The 23,652-nt window shown below is 54.9% G+C and carries 23 protein-coding genes; 16 read left to right on the top strand and 7 right to left on the bottom strand.

From position 1 onward, the window contains the following. Positions 1–39 precede the first annotated feature (39 nt). A complete protein-coding gene (metE, locus tag MXM41_RS21470; RefSeq protein WP_325934290.1) occupies positions 40–2,301 on the top strand; it encodes a 5-methyltetrahydropteroyltriglutamate--homocysteine S-methyltransferase in 2,262 nt (753 codons plus the stop codon). Between the two features lie 53 nt (positions 2,302–2,354). Here metE and MXM41_RS21465 read toward each other — a convergent pair whose 3' ends face one another. The 4 genes from MXM41_RS21465 to MXM41_RS21450 form a co-directional block, all read right to left on the bottom strand. After that, entirely contained in the window at positions 2,355–2,765 is a 411-nt protein-coding gene (locus MXM41_RS21465; RefSeq protein ID WP_418936804.1) for a Shiga toxin A subunit, read from the bottom strand. A gap of 33 nt (positions 2,766–2,798) precedes the next feature. After that, positions 2,799–3,167 carry a tlde1 domain-containing protein gene (locus MXM41_RS21460; RefSeq protein ID WP_325934286.1) on the bottom strand — a complete coding sequence of 123 codons (369 nt, stop codon included), beginning with the start codon at positions 3,165–3,167 and terminating at the stop codon, positions 2,799–2,801. After that, on the bottom strand, positions 3,164–3,661 hold the full coding sequence (locus MXM41_RS21455; RefSeq protein ID WP_325934285.1) for an Hcp family type VI secretion system effector: 498 nt from the start codon (positions 3,659–3,661) through the stop codon (positions 3,164–3,166). The genes MXM41_RS21460 and MXM41_RS21455 overlap by 4 nt, the downstream gene beginning before the upstream one ends. 243 nt (positions 3,662–3,904) lie before the next feature. Next, on the bottom strand, positions 3,905–4,708 hold the full coding sequence (locus tag MXM41_RS21450) for a dienelactone hydrolase family protein (protein ID WP_325934284.1): 804 nt from the start codon (positions 4,706–4,708) through the stop codon (positions 3,905–3,907). Positions 4,709–4,959: 251 nt separating this feature from the next. Between MXM41_RS21450 and udp the strand changes: the two genes are divergently transcribed. The 9 genes from udp to tatD all read left to right on the top strand — a co-directional run bounded on the left by udp (position 4,960) and on the right by tatD (position 12,829). Beyond that, complete coding sequence (gene udp / locus MXM41_RS21445; protein WP_325934283.1) at positions 4,960–5,721, top strand: uridine phosphorylase; 762 nt, start codon at positions 4,960–4,962, stop codon at positions 5,719–5,721. Positions 5,722–5,861: 140 nt separating this feature from the next. Further along, complete coding sequence (gene rmuC / locus MXM41_RS21440) at positions 5,862–7,310, top strand: DNA recombination protein RmuC (protein WP_325934282.1); 1,449 nt, start codon at positions 5,862–5,864, stop codon at positions 7,308–7,310. Between the two features lie 66 nt (positions 7,311–7,376). Beyond that, entirely contained in the window at positions 7,377–8,132 is a 756-nt protein-coding gene (ubiE, locus tag MXM41_RS21435) for a bifunctional demethylmenaquinone methyltransferase/2-methoxy-6-polyprenyl-1,4-benzoquinol methylase UbiE (protein WP_325934281.1), read from the top strand. Positions 8,133–8,145: 13 nt separating this feature from the next. Then, a complete protein-coding gene (gene ubiJ / locus MXM41_RS21430; RefSeq protein ID WP_325934280.1) occupies positions 8,146–8,751 on the top strand; it encodes a ubiquinone biosynthesis protein UbiJ in 606 nt (201 codons plus the stop codon). Beyond that, positions 8,748–10,388 carry a ubiquinone biosynthesis regulatory protein kinase UbiB gene (ubiB, locus tag MXM41_RS21425; RefSeq protein WP_325934279.1) on the top strand — a complete coding sequence of 547 codons (1,641 nt, stop codon included), beginning with the start codon at positions 8,748–8,750 and terminating at the stop codon, positions 10,386–10,388. Before ubiJ ends, ubiB begins: the two co-directional genes overlap by 4 nt. Before the next feature lie 76 nt (positions 10,389–10,464). Continuing rightward, entirely contained in the window at positions 10,465–10,719 is a 255-nt protein-coding gene (tatA, locus tag MXM41_RS21420) for a Sec-independent protein translocase subunit TatA (RefSeq protein ID WP_325934278.1), read from the top strand. 3 nt (positions 10,720–10,722) lie between these two features. Then, complete coding sequence (gene tatB / locus MXM41_RS21415) at positions 10,723–11,250, top strand: Sec-independent protein translocase protein TatB (RefSeq protein ID WP_325934277.1); 528 nt, start codon at positions 10,723–10,725, stop codon at positions 11,248–11,250. A 2-nt stretch (positions 11,251–11,252) separates the two neighbouring features. Further along, complete coding sequence (tatC, locus tag MXM41_RS21410) at positions 11,253–12,005, top strand: Sec-independent protein translocase subunit TatC (RefSeq protein WP_325934275.1); 753 nt, start codon at positions 11,253–11,255, stop codon at positions 12,003–12,005. 41 nt (positions 12,006–12,046) lie between these two features. Then, positions 12,047–12,829 (top strand): 3'-5' ssDNA/RNA exonuclease TatD, encoded by a 783-nt coding sequence (tatD, locus tag MXM41_RS21405; RefSeq protein WP_325934274.1) that lies wholly within the window; start codon positions 12,047–12,049, stop codon positions 12,827–12,829. On the opposite strand, the gene rfaH is transcribed toward tatD, so the two are convergent. Further along, positions 12,826–13,317, bottom strand: coding sequence for a transcription/translation regulatory transformer protein RfaH (gene rfaH / locus MXM41_RS21400; protein WP_325934272.1), 492 nt, complete (start codon positions 13,315–13,317; stop codon positions 12,826–12,828). The two genes, tatD and rfaH, sit on opposite strands and share 4 nt — an antisense overlap. 183 nt (positions 13,318–13,500) lie before the next feature. Here rfaH and ubiD point away from each other — a divergent pair, with 183 nt between their 5' ends. Then, positions 13,501–14,985, top strand: coding sequence for a 4-hydroxy-3-polyprenylbenzoate decarboxylase (gene ubiD, locus MXM41_RS21395; RefSeq protein WP_325934271.1), 1,485 nt, complete (start codon positions 13,501–13,503; stop codon positions 14,983–14,985). Between the two features lie 43 nt (positions 14,986–15,028). After that, on the top strand, positions 15,029–15,730 hold the full coding sequence (gene fre, locus MXM41_RS21390) for an NAD(P)H-flavin reductase (RefSeq protein WP_325934270.1): 702 nt from the start codon (positions 15,029–15,031) through the stop codon (positions 15,728–15,730). 181 nt (positions 15,731–15,911) lie between these two features. On the opposite strand, the gene fadA is transcribed toward fre, so the two are convergent. Together fadA and fadB are read right to left on the bottom strand one after the other, a co-directional pair. Continuing rightward, positions 15,912–17,075, bottom strand: coding sequence for an acetyl-CoA C-acyltransferase FadA (gene fadA, locus MXM41_RS21385; protein WP_325934268.1), 1,164 nt, complete (start codon positions 17,073–17,075; stop codon positions 15,912–15,914). Between the two features lie 9 nt (positions 17,076–17,084). Further along, positions 17,085–19,274: a fatty acid oxidation complex subunit alpha FadB gene (gene fadB / locus MXM41_RS21380; RefSeq protein ID WP_325934265.1), complete on the bottom strand. Its 2,190-nt coding sequence runs from the start codon at positions 19,272–19,274 to the stop codon at positions 17,085–17,087. Between the two features lie 187 nt (positions 19,275–19,461). Here fadB and pepQ point away from each other — a divergent pair, with 187 nt between their 5' ends. From pepQ to hemG, 4 genes are read left to right on the top strand one after another with little or no spacing between them, the layout of a single operon-like run. Continuing rightward, the gene (gene pepQ / locus MXM41_RS21375; protein WP_325934358.1) at positions 19,462–20,793 is read left to right on the top strand and encodes a Xaa-Pro dipeptidase; all 1,332 of its coding nucleotides are present in this window, start codon (positions 19,462–19,464) and stop codon (positions 20,791–20,793) included. Further along, positions 20,793–21,407, top strand: a complete 615-nt coding sequence (locus MXM41_RS21370; RefSeq protein ID WP_325934263.1) for an IMPACT family protein — start codon at positions 20,793–20,795, stop codon at positions 21,405–21,407. Before pepQ ends, MXM41_RS21370 begins: the two co-directional genes overlap by 1 nt. Before the next feature lie 40 nt (positions 21,408–21,447). Continuing rightward, the gene (trkH, locus tag MXM41_RS21365; protein ID WP_325934262.1) at positions 21,448–22,899 is read left to right on the top strand and encodes a Trk system potassium transporter TrkH; all 1,452 of its coding nucleotides are present in this window, start codon (positions 21,448–21,450) and stop codon (positions 22,897–22,899) included. A gap of 11 nt (positions 22,900–22,910) precedes the next feature. Further along, a complete protein-coding gene (gene hemG, locus MXM41_RS21360) occupies positions 22,911–23,453 on the top strand; it encodes a menaquinone-dependent protoporphyrinogen IX dehydrogenase (RefSeq protein WP_325934260.1) in 543 nt (180 codons plus the stop codon). Positions 23,454–23,652: the final 199 nt, after the last annotated feature.

Raw genomic sequence — 23,652 nt, 5'->3', positions numbered from 1 at the left:
TGGACGTCTAAATCCTGAAAATTCCACAAGGGGCATATCATGACAATCATCAACCATACCCTCGGTTTCCCTCGCGTTGGCCTGCGCCGCGAACTGAAAAAAGCACAAGAGAGCTACTGGGCAGGCAACACCACCCGTGAAGAGCTGCTGGCCACAGGCCGCGAGCTGCGCGCGCGTCACTGGGCGCAACAGAAACAGGCAGGCGTGGATCTGCTGCCGGTGGGCGATTTTGCCTGGTACGACCATGTTCTGACGACCAGCCTGCTGCTTGGCAACGTGCCGGCTCGTCATCAGAACAAAGATGGATCGGTGGATATCGACACCCTGTTCCGCATTGGCCGTGGCCGCGCGCCAACCGGTGAACCCGCGGCGGCAGCGGAAATGACCAAATGGTTTAACACTAACTACCACTACATGGTGCCGGAGTTCGTTAAAAGTCAGCAGTTCAGCCTGACCTGGACCCAGCTGCTGGATGAAGTGGACGAAGCGCTGGCCCTGGGCCACAAGGTGAAACCCGTCCTGCTGGGGCCGGTAACCTATCTGTGGCTGGGTAAAGTGAAGGGCGAACAGTTCGATCGCCTGAGCCTGCTGAATGACATCCTGCCGGTATACCAGCAGGTGCTGGGCGAGCTGGCACAACGCGGCGTAGAGTGGGTGCAGATCGACGAACCCGCGCTGGTGCTGGAGCTGCCGCAGGCGTGGCTGGATACCTTCAAACCGGCTTACGATGCGCTCGCAGGTCAGGTTAAGCTACTGCTCACCACCTATTTTGAAGGGGTAACGCCAAATCTCGACGCTATAACCGCGCTGCCGGTGCAGGGCCTGCATGTGGATCTGGTACATGGTAAAGATGACGTGGCGGAACTGCACGCCCGCCTGCCGTCCGACTGGCTGCTCTCTGCCGGTCTGGTGAACGGCCGTAACGTCTGGCGCGCCGATCTGACAGAAAAATATGCCCAGATTAAAGACATTGTCGGCAAACGTGACCTGTGGGTGGCCTCATCCTGCTCCCTGCTGCACAGCCCGATCGATCTGAGCGTCGAGACCCGTTTGGATGCCGAGGTGAAGAGCTGGTTTGCCTTCGCCCTGCAAAAATGCGAAGAGCTGGCCCTGCTGCGCGATGCGCTGAACAGCGGCGACACCACGGCGATTACAGAGTGGAGCGCCCCGATTCAGGCCCGTCGTCACTCGGCGCGCGTGCACAATGCGGCGGTAGAAAAACGTCTGGCCGCCATTACTGCTAAGGACAGCCAGCGTCAAAATGCCTATGAAGTACGTGCTGAAGCCCAGCGTGCGCGCTTTAAGCTGCCGGCATGGCCGACCACCACTATCGGCTCCTTCCCGCAGACTACCGAGATCCGCGGCCTGCGTCTGGACTTTAAAAAAGGTAACCTGGACGCCAGCAACTACCGCACCGGCATCGCAGAGCACATCAAACAGGCGATTGTGGAGCAGGAGCGCTTAGGACTGGACGTGCTGGTGCACGGCGAAGCCGAGCGTAACGACATGGTGGAGTACTTCGGTGAACATCTGGATGGTTTCGTCTTTACTCAGAACGGCTGGGTGCAGAGCTACGGCTCCCGCTGCGTGAAACCGCCGGTGGTGATCGGTGACGTCAGCCGTCCGGAAGCGATCACCGTCGAGTGGGCGAAGTACGCGCAGTCCCTGACCGACAAGCCGGTGAAAGGCATGCTGACCGGGCCGGTGACCATCCTCTGCTGGTCTTTCCCGCGTGAAGATGTGACCCGTGAGACCATTGCGAAGCAGATCGCGCTGGCGCTGCGTGACGAAGTGGCGGATCTGGAAGCCGCGGGCATTGGTATCATCCAGATTGACGAGCCCGCGCTGCGTGAAGGCCTGCCGCTTAAGCGCAGCGACTGGGATGCATATCTGGCGTGGGGCGTGGAAGCCTTCCGCATTAACGCGGCGGTGGCGAAGGATGATACCCAGATCCACACCCATATGTGTTACTGCGAGTTCAACGACATCATGGACGCCATCGCCGCGCTGGATGCGGACGTGATTACCATCGAAACCTCACGTTCCGATATGGAGCTGCTGGAGTCGTTTGAAGAGTTCGACTACCCGAACGAAATCGGGCCGGGCGTATACGACATCCACTCTCCGAACGTGCCGAGCGTGGAGTGGATTGAAAACCTGCTGCAGAAAGCGGCCCGGCGTATCCCGGCAGAGCGCCTGTGGGTGAACCCGGACTGCGGCCTGAAAACCCGCGGCTGGCCGGAGACCCGAAGCGCGCTGGCGAACATGGTGAAAGCCGCGCAGAACCTGCGCCAGGGTTAACCCGACCCGCGATTGCCGGGCAGCGCTGACGCTTGCCCGGCCTTCCTGAATAATTAAAACTCTCTTGCTATTACCATATAACCATTAAACCTGACTGAGCATTCATCGTCATTTATAAGGCCAGAAGCAATGAATATATCTTCCTTTTTCTCTTTGTTGATGTATGTGTATTTTGCTGTCAGGGATTGAGTGTTATTTTCATAATAACTGTCCAGGTAAGCCCCCTCGGGTATTGTCGCTTTACCCTGTGCTACAGCCATTTCATAATCGATTTTTGCTAATGATTGCGCGTACAGTTTTGATACAGGAGAAAGGTCAATAATTTTAATGGTTGTTTTGTTTCGCTGAATAGTCGACGTATCGATTTGTAAGTCTCGCGAAATGGCATTGAATAAGCTGGTCTCCATTGACGCACCGACAATAGCACATCCATTATTATGCGCGTGCGCAAGAAAAGGATACATAATTAACAGGTAGAGGGATTTTATATTAAGTATTTAATCCTCCACAACCCGTATTTTATCACTGCTTGCGGCAATGATTTTACGACTGGATATGTTCAGAATGATACAGCCATCGGAAGCCTCTCCCGGATGTAATGAACTTTCACCAGGTATCATAAAGCCACCCCGACCACACATGTCATTACCGGCATAAGGTTTTAATCTCATCGTCCATGCTTTGGTTTTAGGGTGATAGAAGGCGGGTCCTGTTGTATATGTTCCTCTTGGTAACGGGCCTTTGTTTTTTACGCATTCATTTGCCGAGTCGTTTTTAAACCCAGGTCTTCCTGCATACTGACCATCAAACTGATAAGTGCCATCCAGATAAAAAGAGTGCGAACTTACTTTATAAACCCACGTCATACTACAGCCTCCTGCTCAGCACCCCATCTGTCTGTATGACTAATATTCCCATCCAGATAGTACCATGTGATTATCTCGTAAGCTAAATAAAAAGCTTCAAGATGATTGTGCCTTTCAAAGGTGGGGTTTTTAATATCGAACATTAGCGGTTCTATTCCATTAACCCTGACATTTTCCATTGTGACACGGAAATATTCCTCTTCCTGACCTTTATGATTTATATGAAAGAATTTAAGCTCTGCTTGCTTAAATTTTTTACCAGCAGATACGCTTTGATAAAGGTAAGGTGACGAACTATCAATTTCTTTAATTAAAGCAAAGTCACCATGGATACGTTTGCCAGTGATTTTACCTGTAAGGTTATCCGTTGGCAGATCGACAGAATGCATAAACTCTATAATCTCAATGCTTCCTTCTCTTCCTCGGATATCAACGGAGCCTTTAACCTGATTTCCTGCGTAGACTGTTAACCAAAGATAGACCGGTATAGCCATCCTGTAATCTCTTGTTTGGCAATTAATATGAATGCCAGCGTACGCCTCACATACAGGAGAAAAAAGCATAACTGTATGGTTAATTTCCTAAAGCGTTTTTATTTTATGATGGCTCACAAAATCAGGGAGACGATCGATATTTAAATAGTAATCCTTTCTGTAGAATATATAAATACAGGTTTATATTGCCAGGATTAATAACCATGGATTGTACGCCCGGCAGTCTTGCCGGGCGTAAAGGTATTATTTTTTGATGTCATACCGCGCAAACCACGCCAGCATCCGCTGCCAGCCATCTTTGGCAGACTCCGCGTGATAGCTCGGACGGTAATCGGCATTAAACGCATGTCCGGCGCCCGGATAGACCACAATCTCCGCCGTTGCATTCGCCGCCCGCAGGGCATGGCGCATGGTCTCGACGGTATCCAGCGGGATGCCGGTGTCTTCGGCGCCATAGAGTCCGAGTACAGGCGCGTTCAAATCGGTGGCAATATCCACCGGATGCTTCGGTGAATTCAGGGTTTTCTCACCGACCAGCTTGCCATACCACGCCACGGCGGCCTTCAACTGCGGATTGTGGGCGGCATAGAGCCAGCTGATTCGCCCGCCCCAGCAGAAGCCGGTGGCCAGCAGACGATGGGGATCGCCGCCATTGCGCGCCGCCCAGTTAGCGACGTGATCGAGATCCGCCAGTACCTGCGCGTCCGGCACTTTGCTCACCAGGTTGCTGAACAGGGTGGGGATGTCGCTGTACTCGTTCGGATCGCCCTGGCGGAAATAGAGCTCAGGCGCCACTGCCAGATACCCTTCCAGCGCCAGGCGGCGGCAGAGATCGCGAATATGTTCATGCACGCCGAAAATTTCCTGAATCACAATGACGATCGGCAAGGGCCCTTCCACATTTTTTGGCCGGGCATGGAACGCGGGCATATTGTCGCCCTGGGTCGGAATGGAGGTCTCTCCGGCGGAAATCTTGTCGTCGGGGGTAGTGACAACGGTTGAAGCTTGTCGATCAGCAGCAGGTGCAAATCCAGTTTTTCCAGTCATGGCATTCTCCGTACCAATTAGCGCAAAGGTAAATATAGTCCGCAGGTTATCAATCCACAGTGCCCGAAACAGGCTATCTTTTGTGCAACCGTGAACGATATAACTTGTTAATGTGATGTTAGTCACTTTTTCATGGTAATTAACTGCAATCAATTTCATTCACGGTGATATCTGTCACGAAATTAAGCTGTTTGCTTCGGTAAAGTACCGTTTTGCTTCTGCTGACAAACTGACCCACAGAGGAGTTTTTTATGTCTAAGTCTGATGTTTTTCATCTCGGCCTCACCAAGAATGATTTACAAGGGGCCCAGCTCGCTATCGTCCCTGGCGATCCAGAGCGTGTGGAAAAGATCGCCGCGCTGATGGAGAAGCCGGTCAAGCTGGCATCTCATCGTGAATTCACGACCTGGCGCGCAGAGCTGGACGGAAAACCGGTGATCGTTTGTTCCACCGGTATTGGTGGGCCTTCTACCTCAATCGCCGTTGAAGAGCTGGCGCAGCTGGGCATCCGTACTTTCCTGCGTATCGGTACTACCGGTGCGATCCAGCCGCATATCAACGTTGGCGACGTGCTGGTCACCACGGCGTCTGTTCGTCTCGATGGCGCGAGCCTGCACTTTGCGCCGATGGAGTTCCCGGCGGTGGCCGATTTCGAATGCACCACCGCGCTGGTGGAAGCGGCGAAATCCGTTGGCGCAACCACCCACGTTGGCGTTACCGCCTCGTCTGATACCTTCTACCCAGGCCAGGAGCGTTATGACACCTTCTCCGGCCGCGTGGTAAGCCGTTTTAAAGGCTCGATGGAAGAGTGGCAGTCCATGGGCGTGATGAACTACGAAATGGAATCCGCCACGCTGTTGACCATGTGCGCAAGCCAGGGTCTGCGTGCCGGTATGGTCGCGGGTGTGATTGTTAACCGTACTCAGCAAGAGATCCCGAACGCAGAGACCATGAAGCAGACCGAAAGCCACGCGGTGAAAATCGTCGTAGAAGCGGCCCGCCGTCTGCTGTAATTTTGCTATTATCTCGACAAAGGCCGACCTGTTCGGCCTTTTTCTTTGCGTAGCCCTTCGCAGAAAACTCTTTTCAAACTGGACGTTTATACAGCACAATTCTATTTTGTGCGGATTACACCTGGATGCAGGGGGGCGTCGTGGATATCTCCATCCTTTTTTATGCCGTTATCGCGCTGGTCAGCATCGGCGTGGGCTGGTTGATCGCCAGCTATCAGCATGCGCAGCAAAAAGCCGATCAGCTTGCCGAGCGTGAGGAGATGGTGGCCGATTTAAGCGCGTTGAAACAACAGGCGACACAAAGCGGCCACTGGCGCGACGAGTGTGAGCTGCTCAACAACGAACTGCGTAACCTGCGGGATATCAACACCTCTCTCGAAGCCGATCTGCGCGAAGTCACCACCCGGCTGGAATCAACCCAGCTGCATGCAGAAGACAAAATCCGTCAGATGATCAACAGCGAGCAGCGCCTGAGTGAACAGTTCGAAAATCTGGCGAACCGCATCTTTGAACAGAGCAATCGACGCGTCGATGAACAAAACCGCCAGAGCCTGAACGGTCTGCTGACGCCGCTGCGCGAACAGCTGGACGGCTTTCGTCGCCAGGTGCAGGACAGCTTTGGCCAGGAGGCGCGGGAGCGGCACACGCTGGCTCATGAAATTCGCAATCTCCAGCAGCTGAATGCTCAGATGGCCCAGGAGGCCATTAACCTCACCAGGGCGTTGAAAGGCGACAATAAAACCCAGGGCAACTGGGGCGAAGTGGTACTGACGCGCGTCCTGGAGGCCTCCGGCTTGCGTGAAGGGCATGAGTATCAGACCCAGGTCAGTATTGAAACAGAGTCCCGCGCGCGAATGCAGCCCGACGTCATTGTCCGCCTGCCGCAGGAGAAAGACGTGGTCATCGACGCGAAAATGACGCTGGTGGCCTATGAACGCTACTTCAATGCGGAGGACGACTACACTCGTGAGGCAGCATTGCAGGAGCATATCGCCTCGGTGCGTAACCATATTCGCCTGCTGGGACGTAAAGATTATCAGCAGTTACCCGGCCTGCGTTCGCTTGACTATGTGCTGATGTTTATCCCGGTGGAGCCAGCCTTTTTACTGGCGCTGGACCGCCAGCCGGAGCTGATCTCCGAAGCGCTGAAAAATAACATTATGCTGGTGAGTCCAACTACGCTGCTGGTGGCGCTGCGCACCATTGCCAACCTGTGGCGATACGAGCACCAGAGCCGCAATGCCCAGCAGATCGCCGATCGCGCCAGCCGGCTGTACGACAAAATGCGTCTGTTCGTTGATGATATGTCGTCAGTTGGGCAGAGCCTCGATCGCGCGCAGGATAACTATCGTCAGGCGATGAAAAAGCTGTCGTCCGGGCGTGGAAACCTGCTGGCACAGGCCGAATCGTTCCGCAGCCTTGGTGTCGAGGTAAAACGCGAGATTAATCCGGATTTGGTTGAGCAAGCTACCGCACAGGATGAAGAGTACCGCCTGCGTGGTGATGAGGCAGTACAAAAGACAAACAACAGGTTAGCGGAAGATCATCCCGCGGCAGACCCCCTGTCGCGTTATTCCCGGGGTGGTTGAATCGTAGGGCAAATGCGCCCAATCTGTTACACTTCTCGTACATTTGACTGATAAGCAGGCTCTGAGATGGTTGAAGATTCACAAGACACAACGCACTTTGGCTTTCAGACTGTCGCTAAAGCGCAGAAAGCTGACATGGTGGCCCACGTATTCCATTCCGTGGCGGCGAAGTACGATGTAATGAATGACCTGATGTCATTCGGCATTCATCGCTTGTGGAAACGCTTCACTATTGATTGTAGCGGCGTACGTCGTGGGCAAACCGTGCTGGATCTGGCAGGCGGTACCGGCGACCTTACCGCAAAATTCTCGCGTCTGGTGGGTGAAACAGGCCGTGTAGTGCTGGCGGATATCAACGACTCAATGCTGAAGATGGGGCGTGAAAAACTGCGCAATCTCGGAGTGGTTGGCAACGTTGAATACGTTCAGGCCAACGCCGAGGCGCTGCCTTTCCCGGATAACACCTTTGACTGCATCACCATCTCGTTCGGTCTGCGTAACGTCACCGATAAAGAGAAAGCGCTGCGTTCCATGTACCGCGTACTGAAACCGGGTGGTCGCCTGCTGGTGCTGGAGTTCTCGAAACCGATTATTGAGCCGCTGAGCAAAGCCTACGATGCCTATTCGTTCCACATTCTGCCGCGCATTGGCGAAGTGGTTGCGAACGACGCTGACAGCTATCGCTATCTGGCCGAATCTATCCGCATGCACCCAAACCAGGACACCTTAAAAGCCATGATGCAGGATGCAGGCTTTGACAATGTTAATTACTTCAACATGACGGCGGGTGTTGTCGCGCTGCATCGCGGGTATAAGTTCTGAGTGGAGGTGGCGAATGCCGTTTAAGCCCTTGATCACAGCCGGTGTCGAAAACGTACTCAATACCTTCCTTTATCGCTCGCCCGCGCTGAAAACGGCACGCCAGCGATTGAACGGTAAAGTGCTTCGCGTGGTGGTAAAAGAGTTTTCGACGCCGCTGGTGCTGGTATTCAGCGAGCGCCAGCTTGACGTGCTGGGGGAGTGGGAAGGCGAGGCTGACTGCTCTGTCCTCACCCATATGAGTACGCTGCCTAAGTTGCGCGATCGCCAGCAGCTCACCGCCCTGATCCGTAGCGGTGAGCTGGAAGTCGAAGGCGATATCCAGGTGGTACAAAACTTTGTCTCGCTGGCCGACCTGGCTGAATTCGATCCGGCAGAGCTGCTGGCTCCCTGGACCGGCGACATTGCCGCCGAGGGGATTGGTAAAGTGCTGCGCGGCGGTGCCTCTTTTCTGAAAAAAGGATTTCAGCGACAGCAGCGCTATGCGGCGGAAGTGCTGACAGAAGAGTGGCGCATGGCGCCCGGGCCGCTGGAGACCGCATGGTTTGCAGAAGAAACCGCCGCGGTTGAGCGTTCGGTTGATGCCCTGACAAAACGGCTTGAAAAACTGGAGGGCAAATGACGCCTGGTGAAATTCGGCGCCTCTATTTTATTATCCGCACCTTTTTGAGCTACGGGCTCGATGAGTTGATCCCTCGAATGCGAATCACATTGCCGCTGCGCCTCTGGCGGCAAACGCTTTTCTGGATGCCTAATCGTCATAAAGACAAGCTGCTTGGCGAGCGGCTGCGACTGGCGCTCCAGGAACTGGGCCCGGTATGGATTAAGTTCGGCCAGATGCTCTCAACCCGCCGCGATCTCTTTCCGCCACAGATTGCCGATCAGCTGGCCCTGTTGCAGGATAAGGTCGCCCCGTTCGACGGTCGGCTGGCAAAACAGCAGATCGAAAAAGCGATGGGCGATATCCCGGTAGAGTCCTGGTTCGATGATTTTGACATTCAACCGCTGGCCTCCGCCTCTATTGCTCAGGTTCATACCGCACGGCTGAAAGAGAATGGCAAAGAAGTGGTCATCAAAGTGATCCGCCCGGATATTCTGCCCATCATCAAAGCCGATATGAAGCTCATCTACCGCCTGGCTCGCTGGGTGCCGCGTCTGCTGCCTGATGGTCGTCGCCTGCGTCCGATGGAAGTGGTGCGTGAATACGAAAAAACGCTAATTGATGAGCTGAACCTGCTGCGCGAATCGGCAAACGCCATTCAGCTGCGCCGCAATTTTGAAAACAGCCCGATGCTCTATGTGCCGGAGGTTTACTCAGACTATTGCAGCCAGGACATGATGGTGATGGAGCGCATCTATGGGATCCCAGTCTCAGACGTCGCGACGCTGGAAAAGCAGGGCACCAACATGAAGCTGTTAGCCGAACGTGGCGTGCAGGTCTTCTTCACCCAGGTGTTCCGCGACAGCTTCTTCCATGCCGACATGCACCCGGGCAATATCTTTGTCAGCTATGAGCATCCCGAAGATCCGCAATACATCGGCATTGACTGCGGTATTGTCGGCTCGCTGAACAAAGAAGATAAGCGCTATCTGGCCGAAAACTTTATCGCCTTCTTTAACCGCGATTACCGCAAAGTGGCAGAACTGCACGTTGACTCCGGCTGGGTGCCACCGGATACCAACGTCGAAGAGTTTGAGTTCGCCATTCGGACGGTGTGTGAGCCCATTTTCGAGAAGCCGCTGGCTGAGATCTCGTTTGGTCATGTACTGTTGAACCTGTTCAATACCGCCCGTCGCTTCAATATGGAAGTGCAGCCACAATTAGTTTTACTGCAGAAAACATTACTTTACGTTGAAGGGGTGGGGAGGCAACTCTATCCTCAGTTAGACTTATGGAAAACGGCAAAACCGTTCCTGGAGTCATGGATCAAAGACCAGGTTGGGCTGCCTGCGCTGGTTCGCTCCCTGAAAGAGAAAGCACCTTTCTGGATTGAAAAAATGCCCGAACTGCCGGAACTGGTGTACGACAGTTTGCGTCAGAGCAAAAACTTGCAACATAGTGTAGATAAAATCGCTCGCGAGCTGCAAACCAACCATGTGCGTCAGGGCCAGTCCCGGTATCTGTTTGGCATTGGCGCCACGCTGCTGTTAAGCGGCACGCTGCTGCTGATCAACCGCCCTGACTGGGAGCTCATGCCAGCCTGGCTGATGGCCGGTGGGGTGGTGGTCTGGCTGGCGGGATGGCGCAAAACGCGCTGAATTGCATCGCTATCACAGGGCCGCATAACGTATAATGCGGCCTGATTAATTTATCATCTACAACTGAGGAAGATGTATGGGTGGTATCAGTATCTGGCAATTGGTGATTATTGCCGTCATCGTCGTGCTGCTGTTCGGTACCAAAAAGCTCGGTTCTATCGGTTCCGATCTTGGTGCCTCCATCAAAGGCTTCAAGAAAGCGATTCGCGATGATGAAGAAAAGCAGGATAAATCCAGCCAGGATGCGGATTTCACTGCTAAATCCATCGCCGATAAACCAGACGACGTCAAAAAGGAAAACGCTAAACGCCACGATAACGAGCAGGTGTAATCCGTGTTTGATATTGGTTTTAGCGAACTGCTGCTGGTATTCGTGATTGGCCTTATTGTTCTGGGGCCACAGCGTTTACCGGTGGCAGTAAAAACAATTGCAGGCTGGGTACGTGCGCTGCGTTCGCTTGCGACGACGGTACAAAATGAGCTGGCGCAGGAGCTTAAGCTGCAGGAGTTTCAGGACAGCCTGAAAAAAGTAGAGAAGGCGAGCATGGATAACCTGACGCCGGAACTTAAAGCCTCGATGGACGAACTGCGCGAAGCGGCAGAATCCATGAAGCGCTCCTACAGCGTCAATGACCCGGAAAAAGCGAGTGATGAAGCCAATACCATTCGTAATCCGCTGGTTAAAGATAACGAAGCGCAGCACGAAGGCGTGACGCCTGCCACTGCAGAACACCAGGCCAGCGCGCCCGAACAGACGCCATCAGAGCCGGTGATCAAAAAACAAGAACCGACGCCAGCGCCTGCAGAGAAAAAACCTGCACCTGCCGCTGAGACGTCCTCCTCGTCGAGTGATAAATCGTAAACATGGCAGTAGATGAAACTCAACCGCTGATTACGCACCTGATCGAGCTGCGTAAGCGCCTGATGAACTGCATTATTGCGGTTTGCCTCATTTTTTTAGGCCTGGTCTATTTTGCCAACGACATCTATCAGGTGGTCTCTGCGCCGCTGATTAAGCAGATGCCGCTGGGCGCAACCATGATTGCGACCGACGTCGCATCGCCCTTCTTCACGCCGATTAAGCTGACCTTCTGGGTGTCGCTAATTGCCTCCGCACCGGTGATTCTCTACCAGGTGTGGGCTTTTATTGCACCTGCGCTGTATAAGCATGAACGTCGTCTGGTGATCCCTCTGCTGGTCTCCAGTTCGCTGCTGTTCTATATCGGTATGGCGTTTGCGTACTTCGTGGTCTTCCCGCTGGCCTTTGGTTTCCTGGCAAATACCGCGCCAGTAGGAGTACAGGTCTCCACCGATATCGCCAGTTATCTGAGCTTCGTCATGGCGCTGTTTATGGCCTTCGGCGTGGCGTTTGAGGTACCGGTTGCCATCGTGCTGCTCTGCTGGGTAGGGATCACCACACCGGAAGACTTACGTAAAAAGCGGCCATACATTCTGGTGGGCGCCTTTGTCGTTGGTATGCTGTTAACGCCGCCGGATGTCTTCTCGCAAACCCTGCTGGCGATCCCGATGTATTGCCTGTTTGAAGTTGGCGTCTTCTTCTCGCGCTTTTATATCGGCAAGCGACGTGAAGATCACGAGGAAGAGTCAGAAGAATAATACCAACCGCCCGCCAGGGCGGTTGTCATATGGGAGTCAGTATGTTTGATATCGGTCTGAACCTGACCAGCCCGCAGTTTACCCAGGATCGCGATGAAGTCGTTGCCAGGGCCTTCGCCGCAGGGGTAAATGGCTTACTGCTTACGGGCACTAACCTCCTTGAAAGTGAGCAGGCGCAGCAGCTGGCGCAAGGTTACGACCGCTGCTGGTCAACGGCGGGTGTGCATCCTCACGACAGCAGCCAGTGGACAACAGAGAGCGCAAGCAAGCTGCGGGCACTGGCCGCCTCGCCTGAGGTGGTGGCTATCGGAGAGTGTGGCCTCGACTTTAATCGCAATTTTTCTACCCCCGCGGAGCAGGAACATGCCTTTAGCGCTCAGCTTGCGCTGGCCGCGGAGCTGGATATGCCCGTGTTTATGCACTGCCGCGATGCCCACGAACGCTTTATGGCACTGCTGGAGCCCTGGCTGGATAAACTGCCCGGCGCGGTGCTGCACTGCTTTACCGGCTCCCGTCAGGAAGCGCTGGCATGTCTGGAGAGAGGTTTATATCTGGGAATAACCGGCTGGGTGTGCGATGAACGCCGTGGTCTGGAGCTGCGCGAGCTGCTGCCGGTTATTCCTGCCGATCGCCTGCTGATTGAGACCGATGCCCCTTATCTGCTGCCACGCGATCTTCGCCCTAAACCGGCCTCACGACGTAATGAGCCCGCTTACCTTGGGCATATCCTTGAACGGGTCGCGCACTGGCGCGGAGAGAATGCGCAGTGGCTGGCTGAGCAGACGGATGACAACGTACGTCGTCTGTTTGGCATCGAATTTTAAACTTTGCGGAAGCTGGTGTTTTTGACGCTCTGCTTCACTTCTTTATTCAGTAAGTTCAGCAGCAGCATGGAGCGGGCTTCGCCATCCGGCTCAGCGAAAATTGCCACCAGCCCCTCGAATGCCCCTTCGGTGATTACGACATCATCGCCGGAGAAGGGCGTATCAGGATCGGTAATGCCTTCTGGCTGTTTATAGACCGAGAGCTGATGGATAACGGAAGAGGGCACCGTGGCTGGATGGATGCCAAAGCGCACGAAGTGGCTGACGCCGCGTGTCGCATTGATGGTGGTGGTGTGGATCAGTTCGGGGTCGAATTCCACAAACAGATAGTTCGGGAACAGCGGCTCACTGACTGTTGTGCGTTTACCGCGAACCATTTTTTCCAGCGTGATCACGGGCGTCAGGCAATTCACTGCCTGGCGTTCCAGGTGTTCCTGAGCACGCTGAAGTTGTCCGCGCTTGCAATACAGTAAATACCAGGCCTGCATAATGACTCTTTTCCGCTTGTTATGCCGGCAAGCATATCAAAACCCTGGCGGGATCGCTAAGCTGATTATAATGGCAGTACGCAGAAGAAGCCGTGAATCTTCACGCTAATTTAACAAAAATACAGCATCACGCAGTCTTACGCCGTATAATGAACCGCTTACAGAGAGAGCTTGACTAACTGCATGAAATACAACGATCTACGCGACTTCCTGGAACTGCTGGAAAAGCAGGGCGAACTCAAACGTATTACCCTGCCTGTTGATCCTTATCTGGAGATGACAGAGATTGCCGACCGCACCCTCCGTGCCGGTGGGCCGGCACTCCTGTTTGAAAACCCGAAAGGCTACACCATGCCGGTGCTGTGTAACCTGTTCGGCACACCAAAACGTGTGGCGATGGGGATGGGGCAGGAGGATGTCAGCGCGTTGCGGGAAGTGGGTAAGCTGCTGGCTTTTCTGAAAGAGCCTGAGCCGCCAAAAGGTTTTCGCGATCTCTTTGATAAGCTGCCACAGTTTAAGCAGGTGTTGAACATGCCAACCAAACGCCTGCGCGGTGCACCCTGCCAGCAGAAAATTGTGGAAGGCGACGCGGTTGATCTGACGCGTATTCCGATCATGCAGTGCTGGCCAGAAGACGCCGCCCCGCTGATCACCTGGGGTCTGACCGTGACGCGCGGTCCGCACAAAGAGCGCCAGAATCTCGGGATCTATCGTCAGCAGCTCATCGGTAAAAACAAACTCATTATGCGCTGGCTGTCGCACCGCGGCGGCGCGCTTGATTTCCAGGAGTGGTGTGCGGCACATCCGGGCGAACGTTTCCCGGTCTCCGTGGCGCTGGGGGCCGATCCGGCCACCATTCTTGGCGCGGTGACGCCGGTGCCAGATACGCTCTCTGAATACGCCTTTGCCGGGTTACTGCGCGGCACCAAAACCGAAGTGGTGAAGTGCATTTCTAACGATCTGGAAGTGCCCGCCAGTGCCGAAATCGTCCTCGAAGGCTATATCGAGCCGGGGGAGATGGCTCCGGAAGGGCCGTATGGCGATCACACTGGCTATTATAATGAAATAGACAGCTTCCCGGTCTTTACCGTGACGCATATTACCCAGCGGGAAGATGCGATTTACCACTCCACTTACACCGGTCGTCCGCCAGATGAACCTGCCGTACTCGGCGTGGCGCTCAACGAAGTGTTCGTGCCTATTTTGCAAAAGCAGTTCCCGGAAATTGTTGATTTTTATCTGCCGCCAGAAGGGTGTTCCTATCGCCTGGCGGTGGTGACCATTAAGAAGCAGTACGCGGGTCACGCTAAACGGGTGATGATGGGCGTATGGTCTTTCCTGCGCCAGTTTATGTATACCAAGTTTGTGATCGTTTGCGATGATGACGTCAATGCCCGTGACTGGAATGACGTGATCTGGGCTATCACCACCCGTATGGATCCGGCGCGCGATACCGTATTAGTAGAAAACACACCAATTGATTACCTGGACTTTGCCTCGCCGGTCTCCGGTCTTGGCTCAAAAATGGGACTGGATGCCACCAATAAATGGCCCGGCGAAACCCAACGTGAATGGGGGCGACCGATCAAAAAGGATCCTGAGGTGACAGCGCGAATTGACGCGATCTGGGATGAACTGGCCATAATGAATAACGGACAAGACGCCTGAGTGCGCCCGTTATGCCCTATAGACTTCCCGACAGAGAGAGCGAATGACAACCTTAAGCTGTAAAGTGACCTCGGTAGACGCTATCACCGACACTGTATATCGCGTCCGTTTAGTACCTGAATCGGCGTTCTCCTTCCGCGCTGGCCAGTATTTAATGGTGGTGATGGATGAACGGGATAAGCGCCCTTTCTCAATGGCCTCTACGCCGGATGAGCAAGAGTTTATCGAGCTGCACATTGGGGCGTCAGAACTCAACCTGTATGCGATGGCGGTGATGGATCGCATTCTGAAAGAAAACGAGATCGAAGTTGATATTCCCCACGGGGAAGCCTGGCTGCGTGATGACGAAGAGCGTCCGCTGATCCTGATCGCGGGCGGCACTGGTTTCTCCTATGTGCGCTCCATTCTGCTGACGGCGCTGAAGCGTAACCCGGATCGGGATATTACCATCTACTGGGGTGGCCGCGAGTCGAAGCACCTCTACGATCTGTCCGAGCTGGAAGCGCTGAGCGTGACCCATCCCAACCTGCGCGTTGAGCCAGTGGTGGAGCAGCCGGAAGAGGGCTGGCGTGGCCGCAGTGGCACCGTGTTAACGGCGGTACTGCAGGATCATGGCACCCTGGTAAACCACGATATCTATATTGCCGGTCGTTTCGAAATGGCGAAAATTGCCCGGGACCTGTTCTGCAATGAACGTGGCGCGCGTGAAGATCGTCTGTTCGGCGATGCGTTTGCGTTTATTTGAGGCGAAAAAAACCCGCCCCTGACAGGCGGGAAAACGGCAACTAAACCTTTCCCCGTCATCATTCACGCTGCCTCTTTTGGCTGCCTTTGCTCACCCCGGTCACATAGTTAACTATGCTCCCGGGGATTCGCGCAGTTGCCGCCGCGAGGCAACGCGAATGATTTAGGGGAATATTCTTCGATTACACCCTCTCAAACACCGTTGCGATCCCCTGACCCAGGCCGATACACATGGTCGCCAGACCAAACTGGGCATCTTTGCGTTCCATCAGGTTAATCAACGTGGTGCTGATACGTGCCCCGGAACAGCCCAGCGGGTGACCCAGCGCAATGGCGCCGCCGTTGAGGTTAATCTTCTCGTCGATCTGATCCATCAACCCCAGATCCTTAATGCACGGCAGGATCTGCGCGGCAAAGGCTTCGTTCATTTCGAATACGTCGATGTCGCTGGTGGTGAGCCCGGCTTTTTTCAGTGCCAGCTTTGAGGCTGGCACAGGGCCGTAACCCATAATCGACGGATCGCAGCCTACCACCGCCATTGAGCGGATACGGGCGCGTGGCGTCAGGCCCAGCTCGCGAGCGCGGCTTTCACTCATCACCAGCATGGCGGAAGCGCCATCGGACAGGGCGGAAGAGCTGCCCGCCGTCACGGTGCCGGTCACCGGATCAAACGCCGGTTTTAACGTGGAGAGCGCTTCGACGGTGGTTTCCGGGCGGATCACTTCGTCGAAGTAGAACTGCTTCAGCACGCCATCGGCGTCGTGGCCGCCGGTTGGGACAATTTCATTTTTGAAGGCGCCAGACTGCGTCGCGGCCCAGGCGCGGGCGTGCGAACGGGCAGCAAAGCTGTCCTGCATTTCACGACTGATACCGTGCAGGCGGGAAAGCATTTCTGCCGTCAGCCCCATCATGCCCGCGGCCTTTGCCACGGTACGGCTCATGCCGGGATGAAAATCGACGCCGTGGCTCATCGGCACGTGACCCATGTGTTCTACGCCGCCAATCATGCACACCTGCGCATCGCCGGTCATGATCATGCGTGCCGCATCGTGCAGGGCCTGCATCGACGAACCGCACAGGCGGTTGACGGTAACAGCCGGTACTGATTGCGGGATTTCCGCCAGCAGCGCGGCGTTACGGGCGATGTTAAAACCCTGCTCCAGAGTCTGCTGCACGCAGCCCCAGTAGATATCGTCAAGCGCTGTGGCTTCCAGCGCCGGGTTGCGCGCCAGCAGGCTACGCATCAGATGCGCGGAGAGATCTTCCGCGCGCACGTTACGAAATGCGCCGCCCTTCGAACGGCCCATCGGGGTGCGAATTGCATCGACAATGACAACCTGTTCCATTGTGACTCCTTATGCCGTTTTCAGTGCGCCAACCGGACGGGCAGGCTCAACCGGGGGATAGTACGCTTCGTTATTGCGCGCTTTGGTGCGCAGCCCTTCCGGCGCGTGATACAGCGGGCCGAGATGCTCGTACTGCTGCGTCATGTCCAGATAGCGGGCGCTGCCGAGCGTATCCAGCCAGCGGAACGCGCCGCCATGGAACGGAGGGAAGCCCAGACCGTACACCAGCGCCATATCGGCTTCCGCCGGGCTGGCGATAATGCCCTCTTCGAGACAGCGCACCACTTCGTTGACCATCGGGATCATCATGCGGGCAACGATCTCTTCGTCGCTGAAATCGCGCTTCGCGTTGCTGACGTCTGCCAGCAGGCTATCCACGGTGGTGTCTTCCTCTTTCTTCGGTTTGCCCTTGCTGTCTTCTTTATAACCCCAGAAGCCGAGGCCGTTTTTCTGGCCGTAGCGATTCGCGTCGAAAAGCGCGTCAATGGCATCACGATAATCTTTCTGCATCCGCTCCGGGAAACCTGCCGCCATCACCGCCTGGGCGTGATGGGCGGTATCGATGCCGACAACGTCCAGCAGATAAGCGGGGCCCATCGGCCAGCCAAACTGTTTTTCCATCACTTTGTCAATCTTGCGGAAGTCAGCCCCATCACGCAGCAGCTGGCTGAAACCGGCAAAGTACGGGAACAGCACGCGGTTGACGAAGAAGCCCGGGCAGTCGTTAACCACAATCGGGGTTTTGCCCATTTTGCTGGCCCAGGCCACCACTTTGGCGAGGGTTTCGTCAGAGGTTTTCTCTCCGCGGATCACTTCAACCAGCGGCATACGGTGCACCGGGTTAAAGAAGTGCATGCCGCAGAAGTTTTCCGGACGCTTCAGAACGCTGGCCAGTTCGCTGATGGGGATAGTCGAGGTGTTGGACGCCAGCACGGTATCCGGGCGAACCTTGTCTTCGGTTTCTGCCAGCACCGCTTTTTTCACTTTCGGGTTTTCAACCACCGCTTCGACGACCACATCCACGCGGTCGAAACCGGTGTATTCCAGCGTAGGGTGAATAGTGGAGATGACGCCGGAGAGCTTCAGTCCATCGATCTTGCCGCGTTCCAGCTGTTTATTCAGTAGCTTGGCCGCTTCGGTCATGCCCAGGGTCAGTGATTTATCGTTGATATCTTTCATGACGACCGGCACGCCTTTCCAGGCCGACTGATAGGCAATGCCGCCGCCCATAATACCTGCGCCCAGCACCGCAGCCTGCTTTGGCGTCTCAACATTTTTGGTCAGCTGTTTCGCTTTGCCCTTTACGAACTGATCGTTAAGGAAAATACCCACCAGGGCACGGGCTTCGCTGGTATGAGCCAGGGGGACGAAACTTTGGTTTTCTAATTTCAGTGCTTCGTCACGACCCAGTTTTGCAGCGGCTTCAATGGTTTTCACCGCGGTGATGGGCGCCGGATAGTGTTTACCGGCCGTCTGCATCACCATGCCTTTAGCAATGGTGAAGCTCATGGTGGCTTCAATTTTACTTAAGTGCAGCGGCTCCAGTTTTGGCTGGCGTTTCGCTTTCCAGTCGAGATCGCCATTAATTGCCTGGCGCAGAATAGCTACAGCCCCTTCATGCAGTTTTTCAGGCTTAACGACGCCATCAACCAGTCCAAGCTTTAACGCCTGCTCGGCACCTACATCTTTACCTGCAGCGATGATCTCCAGAGCGCTATCGGCACCCAGCAGACGCGGCAGACGGACCGAGCCGCCAAAGCCCGGCATAATGCCCAGCTTCGTTTCCGGCAGGCCGATGCGCAGATCCTGGGTAGCCAGACGGTAATCGGTCGCCAGCACACATTCGCAGCCGCCGCCCAGCGCATAGCCATTGACTGCTGAAATCGTCGGGACGGGCAGATCTTCCAGGCGGTTAAAGACGCTGTTGGCGAAATGCAGCCACTGGCTCAGCTGCTCCTGGGGCACCAGGAACAGAGAGAGGAATTCGGTGATGTCTGCGCCGACGATAAATGCCGCTTTTTCGGAACGCAGCAGCAGACCTTTCAAATCGGATTGTTTTTCAAGAACGTCCAGAGCATGGCCAAGGCTGGCCACGGTTGCGGTGTCCAGCTTATTCACTGAGCCGGGGGCGTCAAATACCAGTTCGGCAATGCCACCTTCCAGCCAGTCTACGTACAGGGTGTCGCCTTTGTAGAGCATGTCAGTCTCCTGAATCCAGCAATTGGATCTGGTCATACCAGATGAATCGGAGTGTGGGTTTTGTGTTAATGAAATGCAAATTAGACATTAAATAATTGTAGGTTTGATCACGCTCGGCGAAGATCACGCAGCCTTTCTGAGGTGTGCTAAGATGCGGAGACTTGAGGTCAAAACGAAAGGAATAATGATGGACTCACTGGCCGCGCTCTACAAAAATCATATTGTTACGTTACAGGAACGTACCCGCGACGTACTGGCTCGCTTCAAGCTGGATGCGCTACTCATCCATTCTGGCGAACTGTTCAATGTCTTTCTTGACGATCATGCGTATCCCTTCAAGGTGAATCCGCAATTTAAAGCCTGGGTGCCGGTAACCCAGGTTCCCAATTGCTGGTTGCTGGTGGATGGCGTGAACAAGCCGAAACTGTGGTTCTACCTGCCGGTAGATTACTGGCACAACGTTGAACCGCTGCCGACCTCCTTCTGGACGGACGAAGTGGAAGTTATTGCCCTGCCGAAAGCGGACGGCATTGGCAGTCAGCTACCTGCGGCACGCGGCAACATTGCCTATATTGGCCCGGTGCCTGAACGCGCCCTCGCGCTGGATATCACAGCAGAAAACGTGAACCCGAAAGGCGTTATCGACTATCTGCACTATTACCGCTCTTATAAGACCGACTATGAACTGGCGTGCATGCGTGAAGCGCAAAAAACCGCAGTTAACGGCCATCGTGCGGCGCATGAAGCCTTCCTGTCCGGCATGAGCGAGTTCGATATCAATCAGGCCTACCTGACGGCGACCGGACATCGTGATACCGACGTTCCTTATAGCAATATCGTGGCGCTGAACGAGCACGCTGCGGTGCTGCACTACACCAAACTCGATCACCGCGCGCCCTCTGAAATGCGCAGTTTCCTGCTGGATGCCGGTGCGGAATATAACGGCTATGCCGCTGACCTGACCCGCACCTGGGCCGGGAACAGCGACACCGAGTTCGCTCAGCTGATCAAAGACGTGAACGATGAGCAGCTTGCCCTGATTGCCACCATGAAGGCTGGCGTGAGCTACGTGGATTACCACATCCAGTTCCATCAGCGTATTGCGAAGCTGCTGCGCAAGCATCAGATCGTCAGCGATATGAGCGAAGAGGCGATGGTGGAAAATGACCTGACCGGGCCATTCATGCCGCACGGTATCGGTCATCCGCTGGGTCTGCAGGTGCACGATACCGCTGGCTTTATGCAGGATGACACCGGTACGCATCTGGCGGCGCCGTCTAAGTATCCGTACCTGCGCTGCACGCGCATCCTGCAGCCGCGCATGGTGCTGACCATCGAGCCGGGCATCTATTTTATTGAGTCGCTGCTGGCGCCGTGGCGTGAAGGGCAGTTCAGCAAGCACTTCAACTGGCAGAAAATTGAAGCGCTGAAGCCGTTTGGCGGGATCCGTATCGAAGATAACGTGGTGATCCACGAAAACGGCACGGAAAACATGACGCGAGACCTGAAGCTGGCGTAATGGAAAGCTGGCTCATACCGGCAGCGCCGGTCACCTTTACGGAAGAGATCAAAAAAAGCCGTTTCATCACGCTGTTGGCCCATACCGATGGCGTGGAGGCGGCAAAAGCGTTTGTGGAGTCGGTACGCGAGGAACATCCTGATGCCCGCCATCACTGTGTGGCATGGGTAGCCGGGCCGCCTGACGACTCGCAAAAGCTCGGCTTCTCGGATGATGGTGAACCGGCGGGCACGGCGGGCAAACCGATGCTCTCCCAGCTTATGGGCAGCGGTGTTGGTGAAATCACCGCCGTCGTGGTGCGATACTACGGCGGCGTCTTATTGGGAACGGGCGGGCTGGTCAAGGCCTATGGTGGCGGCGTCCAGCAGGCGCTTAATCATCTGACGACTATCCGCAAAACGCCACTTACCGAATATACTTTATTGTGCGATTACGCCCAGTTATCCGGCATCGAAGCGTTGCTGAAGCAGTATCAGGGCCTGATCGTGCACAGTGATTACCAGGCGACGGTGCAATTGCGGGTGGCGCTACCCCAGGCGTCGCTTCCGGCATTCTCAGCAAAACTGGCTGATTTTAGTCGTGGTTCGTTGCAATTACGGCCGATTGAAGAATAATCCCCACCTTACTTATTGAATACCTAAGGAAGCGGCAGAGATGCATTTTCGCGCCATAACCCGAATCGTTGGATTGCTGGTCATACTCTTTTCCGGGACGATGATTCTCCCTGGCCTGGTGGCGCTTATTTATCGGGATGGTGCGGGTCGCGCCTTTACGCAGACCTTTTTTGTCGCGCTGATGATTGGCTCTCTGCTGTGGTGGCCTAACCGCCGGCAGAAAGGAGAACTTAAATCCCGGGAAGGCTTCCTTATCGTGGTGCTGTTCTGGACCGTACTGGGCAGCGTGGGGGCATTACCCTTCATCTTTTCGGAACAGCCCAACCTGACGATCACCGATGCGTTCTTTGAGTCCTTTTCGGGGCTGACCACCACCGGAGCGACCACGCTGGTGGGGCTGGATTCATTACCCCATGCCATTCTCTTTTATCGGCAGATGCTGCAGTGGTTCGGCGGTATGGGGATCATCGTTTTAGCCGTAGCTATCTTGCCGATACTGGGCGTCGGCGGGATGCAGCTCTACCGTGCCGAAATGCCGGGACCGCTGAAGGATAACAAGATGCGCCCGCGTATTGCCGAAACCGCCAAAACCTTATGGCTTATCTATGTGCTGCTGACGGTAGCCTGCGCGCTGGCACTGTGGTTCGCCGGAATGCCAGCCTTTGATGCTATCGGCCATAGCTTTGCCACTATTGCTATTGGCGGGTTCTCTACCCATGACGCCAGCGTGGGCTACTTTGACAGCCCGACGATCAACACCATTATTGCTATCTTCCTGCTCATCTCCGGTTGTAACTATGGCCTGCACTTCTCTTTATTAAGTGGCCGTAGCCTGAAGGTATACTGGCGCGACCCGGAATTTCGTATGTTTATTGGCGTGCAGTTGACGCTGGTAGCTATCTGTACCCTGGTGCTGTGGCTACACGATGTCTATGACTCAGCGGTCACTACCCTTAATCAGGCGTTCTTCCAGGTGGTGTCGATGGCGACGACGGCAGGCTTCACCACCGACAGTATTGCGCGCTGGCCGCTTTTTCTGCCCGTACTGCTGCTCTGTTCGGCCTTTATCGGCGGCTGTGCCGGTTCGACGGGCGGTGGCCTGAAGGTGATCCGTATCCTGCTGCTGTTTAAACAGGGGAACCGCGAGCTTAAACGTCTGGTGCACCCGAATGCGGTTTACAGCATCAAATTGGGTAACCGCGCGTTGCCGGAGCGTATTCTGGAGGCGGTGTGGGGCTTCTTCTCTGCTTATGCCCTGGTCTTTATCGTCAGCATGCTGGCGATTATCGCGACGGGCGTGGATGACTTCTCGGCGTTTGCCTCCGTTGTCGCCACACTGAATAACCTGGGACCCGGGCTTGGCGTGGTCGCTGATAACTTTGCCAGCATGAATCCGACCGCGAAGTGGATCCTGATTGCCAATATGCTGTTCGGACGCCTTGAGGTCTTTACGCTGTTGGTCCTCTTTACACCAACATTCTGGCGCGAATAAGGGAGCCGTTTGTGAAAACATTAATTCTATTTTCAACGCGCGACGGGCAAACGCGGGAAATTGCCGCCTTTCTGGCCTCGGAGTTAAAAGAGCAGGGTATCTATGCGGATGTCATCAATCTGAACCGCACTGAAGAGATTGCGTGGCAGGAGTATGACCGCGTGGTGATCGGTGCTTCGATTCGTTACGGCCATTTCCACCCGGCGGTGGATCGCTTTGTGAAAAAGCATACGGCAACGCTGAATAGCCTGCCGGGCGCGTTCTACTCTGTAAACCTGGTGGCGCGCAAAGCGGAAAAGCGCACGCCGCAGACTAATAGCTATACGCGTAAGTTTTTACTGAACTCACCCTGGAAGCCAGCTGCCTGTGCCGTCTTTGCGGGTGCGCTGCGCTATCCGCGTTATCGCTGGTACGATCGCTTTATGATCCGTCTTATTATGAAGATGACCGGCGGCGAAACAGATACCCGTAAAGAAGTGGTTTATACCGACTGGTCGCAAGTGGCCAGCTTCGCCCGGGAAATTGCGCAATTAACCCGCAATTCGCGGCTTTAATAAACGCAAAGCTCGAAAAGTAAGCGAACGGAAAATTTTTTAAGATTTATGCTTGTCAGCGGCGAAGAACTCCCTATAATGCGCCACCACTGACACGGAACAACGGCAAACAAGCCGCCGGGTCAGCGGGGTTCGGTAAGAACCTCACGGAGAAAAGCGAAAATAATCGCTTGACTCTGAGGCGGGAAAGCGTAATATG

Source organism: Leclercia adecarboxylata (genome assembly GCF_035787115.1).
Lineage (GTDB): Bacteria > Pseudomonadota > Gammaproteobacteria > Enterobacterales > Enterobacteriaceae > Enterobacter > Enterobacter adecarboxylatus_E.
This window is presented reverse-complemented; position numbering and strand designations above follow the sequence as displayed.

Bases quoted from the DNA above. Each gene is read 5' to 3' on its own strand.
- metE (WP_325934290.1), top strand. From the start codon at position 40: ATGACAATCATCAACCATACCCTCGGTTTCCCTCGCGTTGGCCTGCGC.
- MXM41_RS21465 (WP_418936804.1), bottom strand. From the start codon at position 2,765: ATGTATCCTTTTCTTGCGCACGCGCATAATAATGGATGTGCTATTGTC.
- MXM41_RS21460 (WP_325934286.1), bottom strand. From the start codon at position 3,167: ATGACGTGGGTTTATAAAGTAAGTTCGCACTCTTTTTATCTGGATGGC.
- MXM41_RS21455 (WP_325934285.1), bottom strand. From the start codon at position 3,661: ATGGCTATACCGGTCTATCTTTGGTTAACAGTCTACGCAGGAAATCAG.
- MXM41_RS21450 (WP_325934284.1), bottom strand. From the start codon at position 4,708: ATGACTGGAAAAACTGGATTTGCACCTGCTGCTGATCGACAAGCTTCA.
- udp (WP_325934283.1), top strand. From the start codon at position 4,960: ATGTCTAAGTCTGATGTTTTTCATCTCGGCCTCACCAAGAATGATTTA.
- ubiE (WP_325934281.1), top strand. From the start codon at position 7,377: ATGGTTGAAGATTCACAAGACACAACGCACTTTGGCTTTCAGACTGTC.
- ubiJ (WP_325934280.1), top strand. From the start codon at position 8,146: ATGCCGTTTAAGCCCTTGATCACAGCCGGTGTCGAAAACGTACTCAAT.
- ubiB (WP_325934279.1), top strand. From the start codon at position 8,748: ATGACGCCTGGTGAAATTCGGCGCCTCTATTTTATTATCCGCACCTTT.
- tatA (WP_325934278.1), top strand. From the start codon at position 10,465: ATGGGTGGTATCAGTATCTGGCAATTGGTGATTATTGCCGTCATCGTC.
- tatC (WP_325934275.1), top strand. From the start codon at position 11,253: ATGGCAGTAGATGAAACTCAACCGCTGATTACGCACCTGATCGAGCTG.
- tatD (WP_325934274.1), top strand. From the start codon at position 12,047: ATGTTTGATATCGGTCTGAACCTGACCAGCCCGCAGTTTACCCAGGAT.
- rfaH (WP_325934272.1), bottom strand. From the start codon at position 13,317: ATGCAGGCCTGGTATTTACTGTATTGCAAGCGCGGACAACTTCAGCGT.
- ubiD (WP_325934271.1), top strand. From the start codon at position 13,501: ATGAAATACAACGATCTACGCGACTTCCTGGAACTGCTGGAAAAGCAG.
- fre (WP_325934270.1), top strand. From the start codon at position 15,029: ATGACAACCTTAAGCTGTAAAGTGACCTCGGTAGACGCTATCACCGAC.
- fadA (WP_325934268.1), bottom strand. From the start codon at position 17,075: ATGGAACAGGTTGTCATTGTCGATGCAATTCGCACCCCGATGGGCCGT.
- fadB (WP_325934265.1), bottom strand. From the start codon at position 19,274: ATGCTCTACAAAGGCGACACCCTGTACGTAGACTGGCTGGAAGGTGGC.
- pepQ (WP_325934358.1), top strand. From the start codon at position 19,462: ATGGACTCACTGGCCGCGCTCTACAAAAATCATATTGTTACGTTACAG.
- MXM41_RS21370 (WP_325934263.1), top strand. From the start codon at position 20,793: ATGGAAAGCTGGCTCATACCGGCAGCGCCGGTCACCTTTACGGAAGAG.
- trkH (WP_325934262.1), top strand. From the start codon at position 21,448: ATGCATTTTCGCGCCATAACCCGAATCGTTGGATTGCTGGTCATACTC.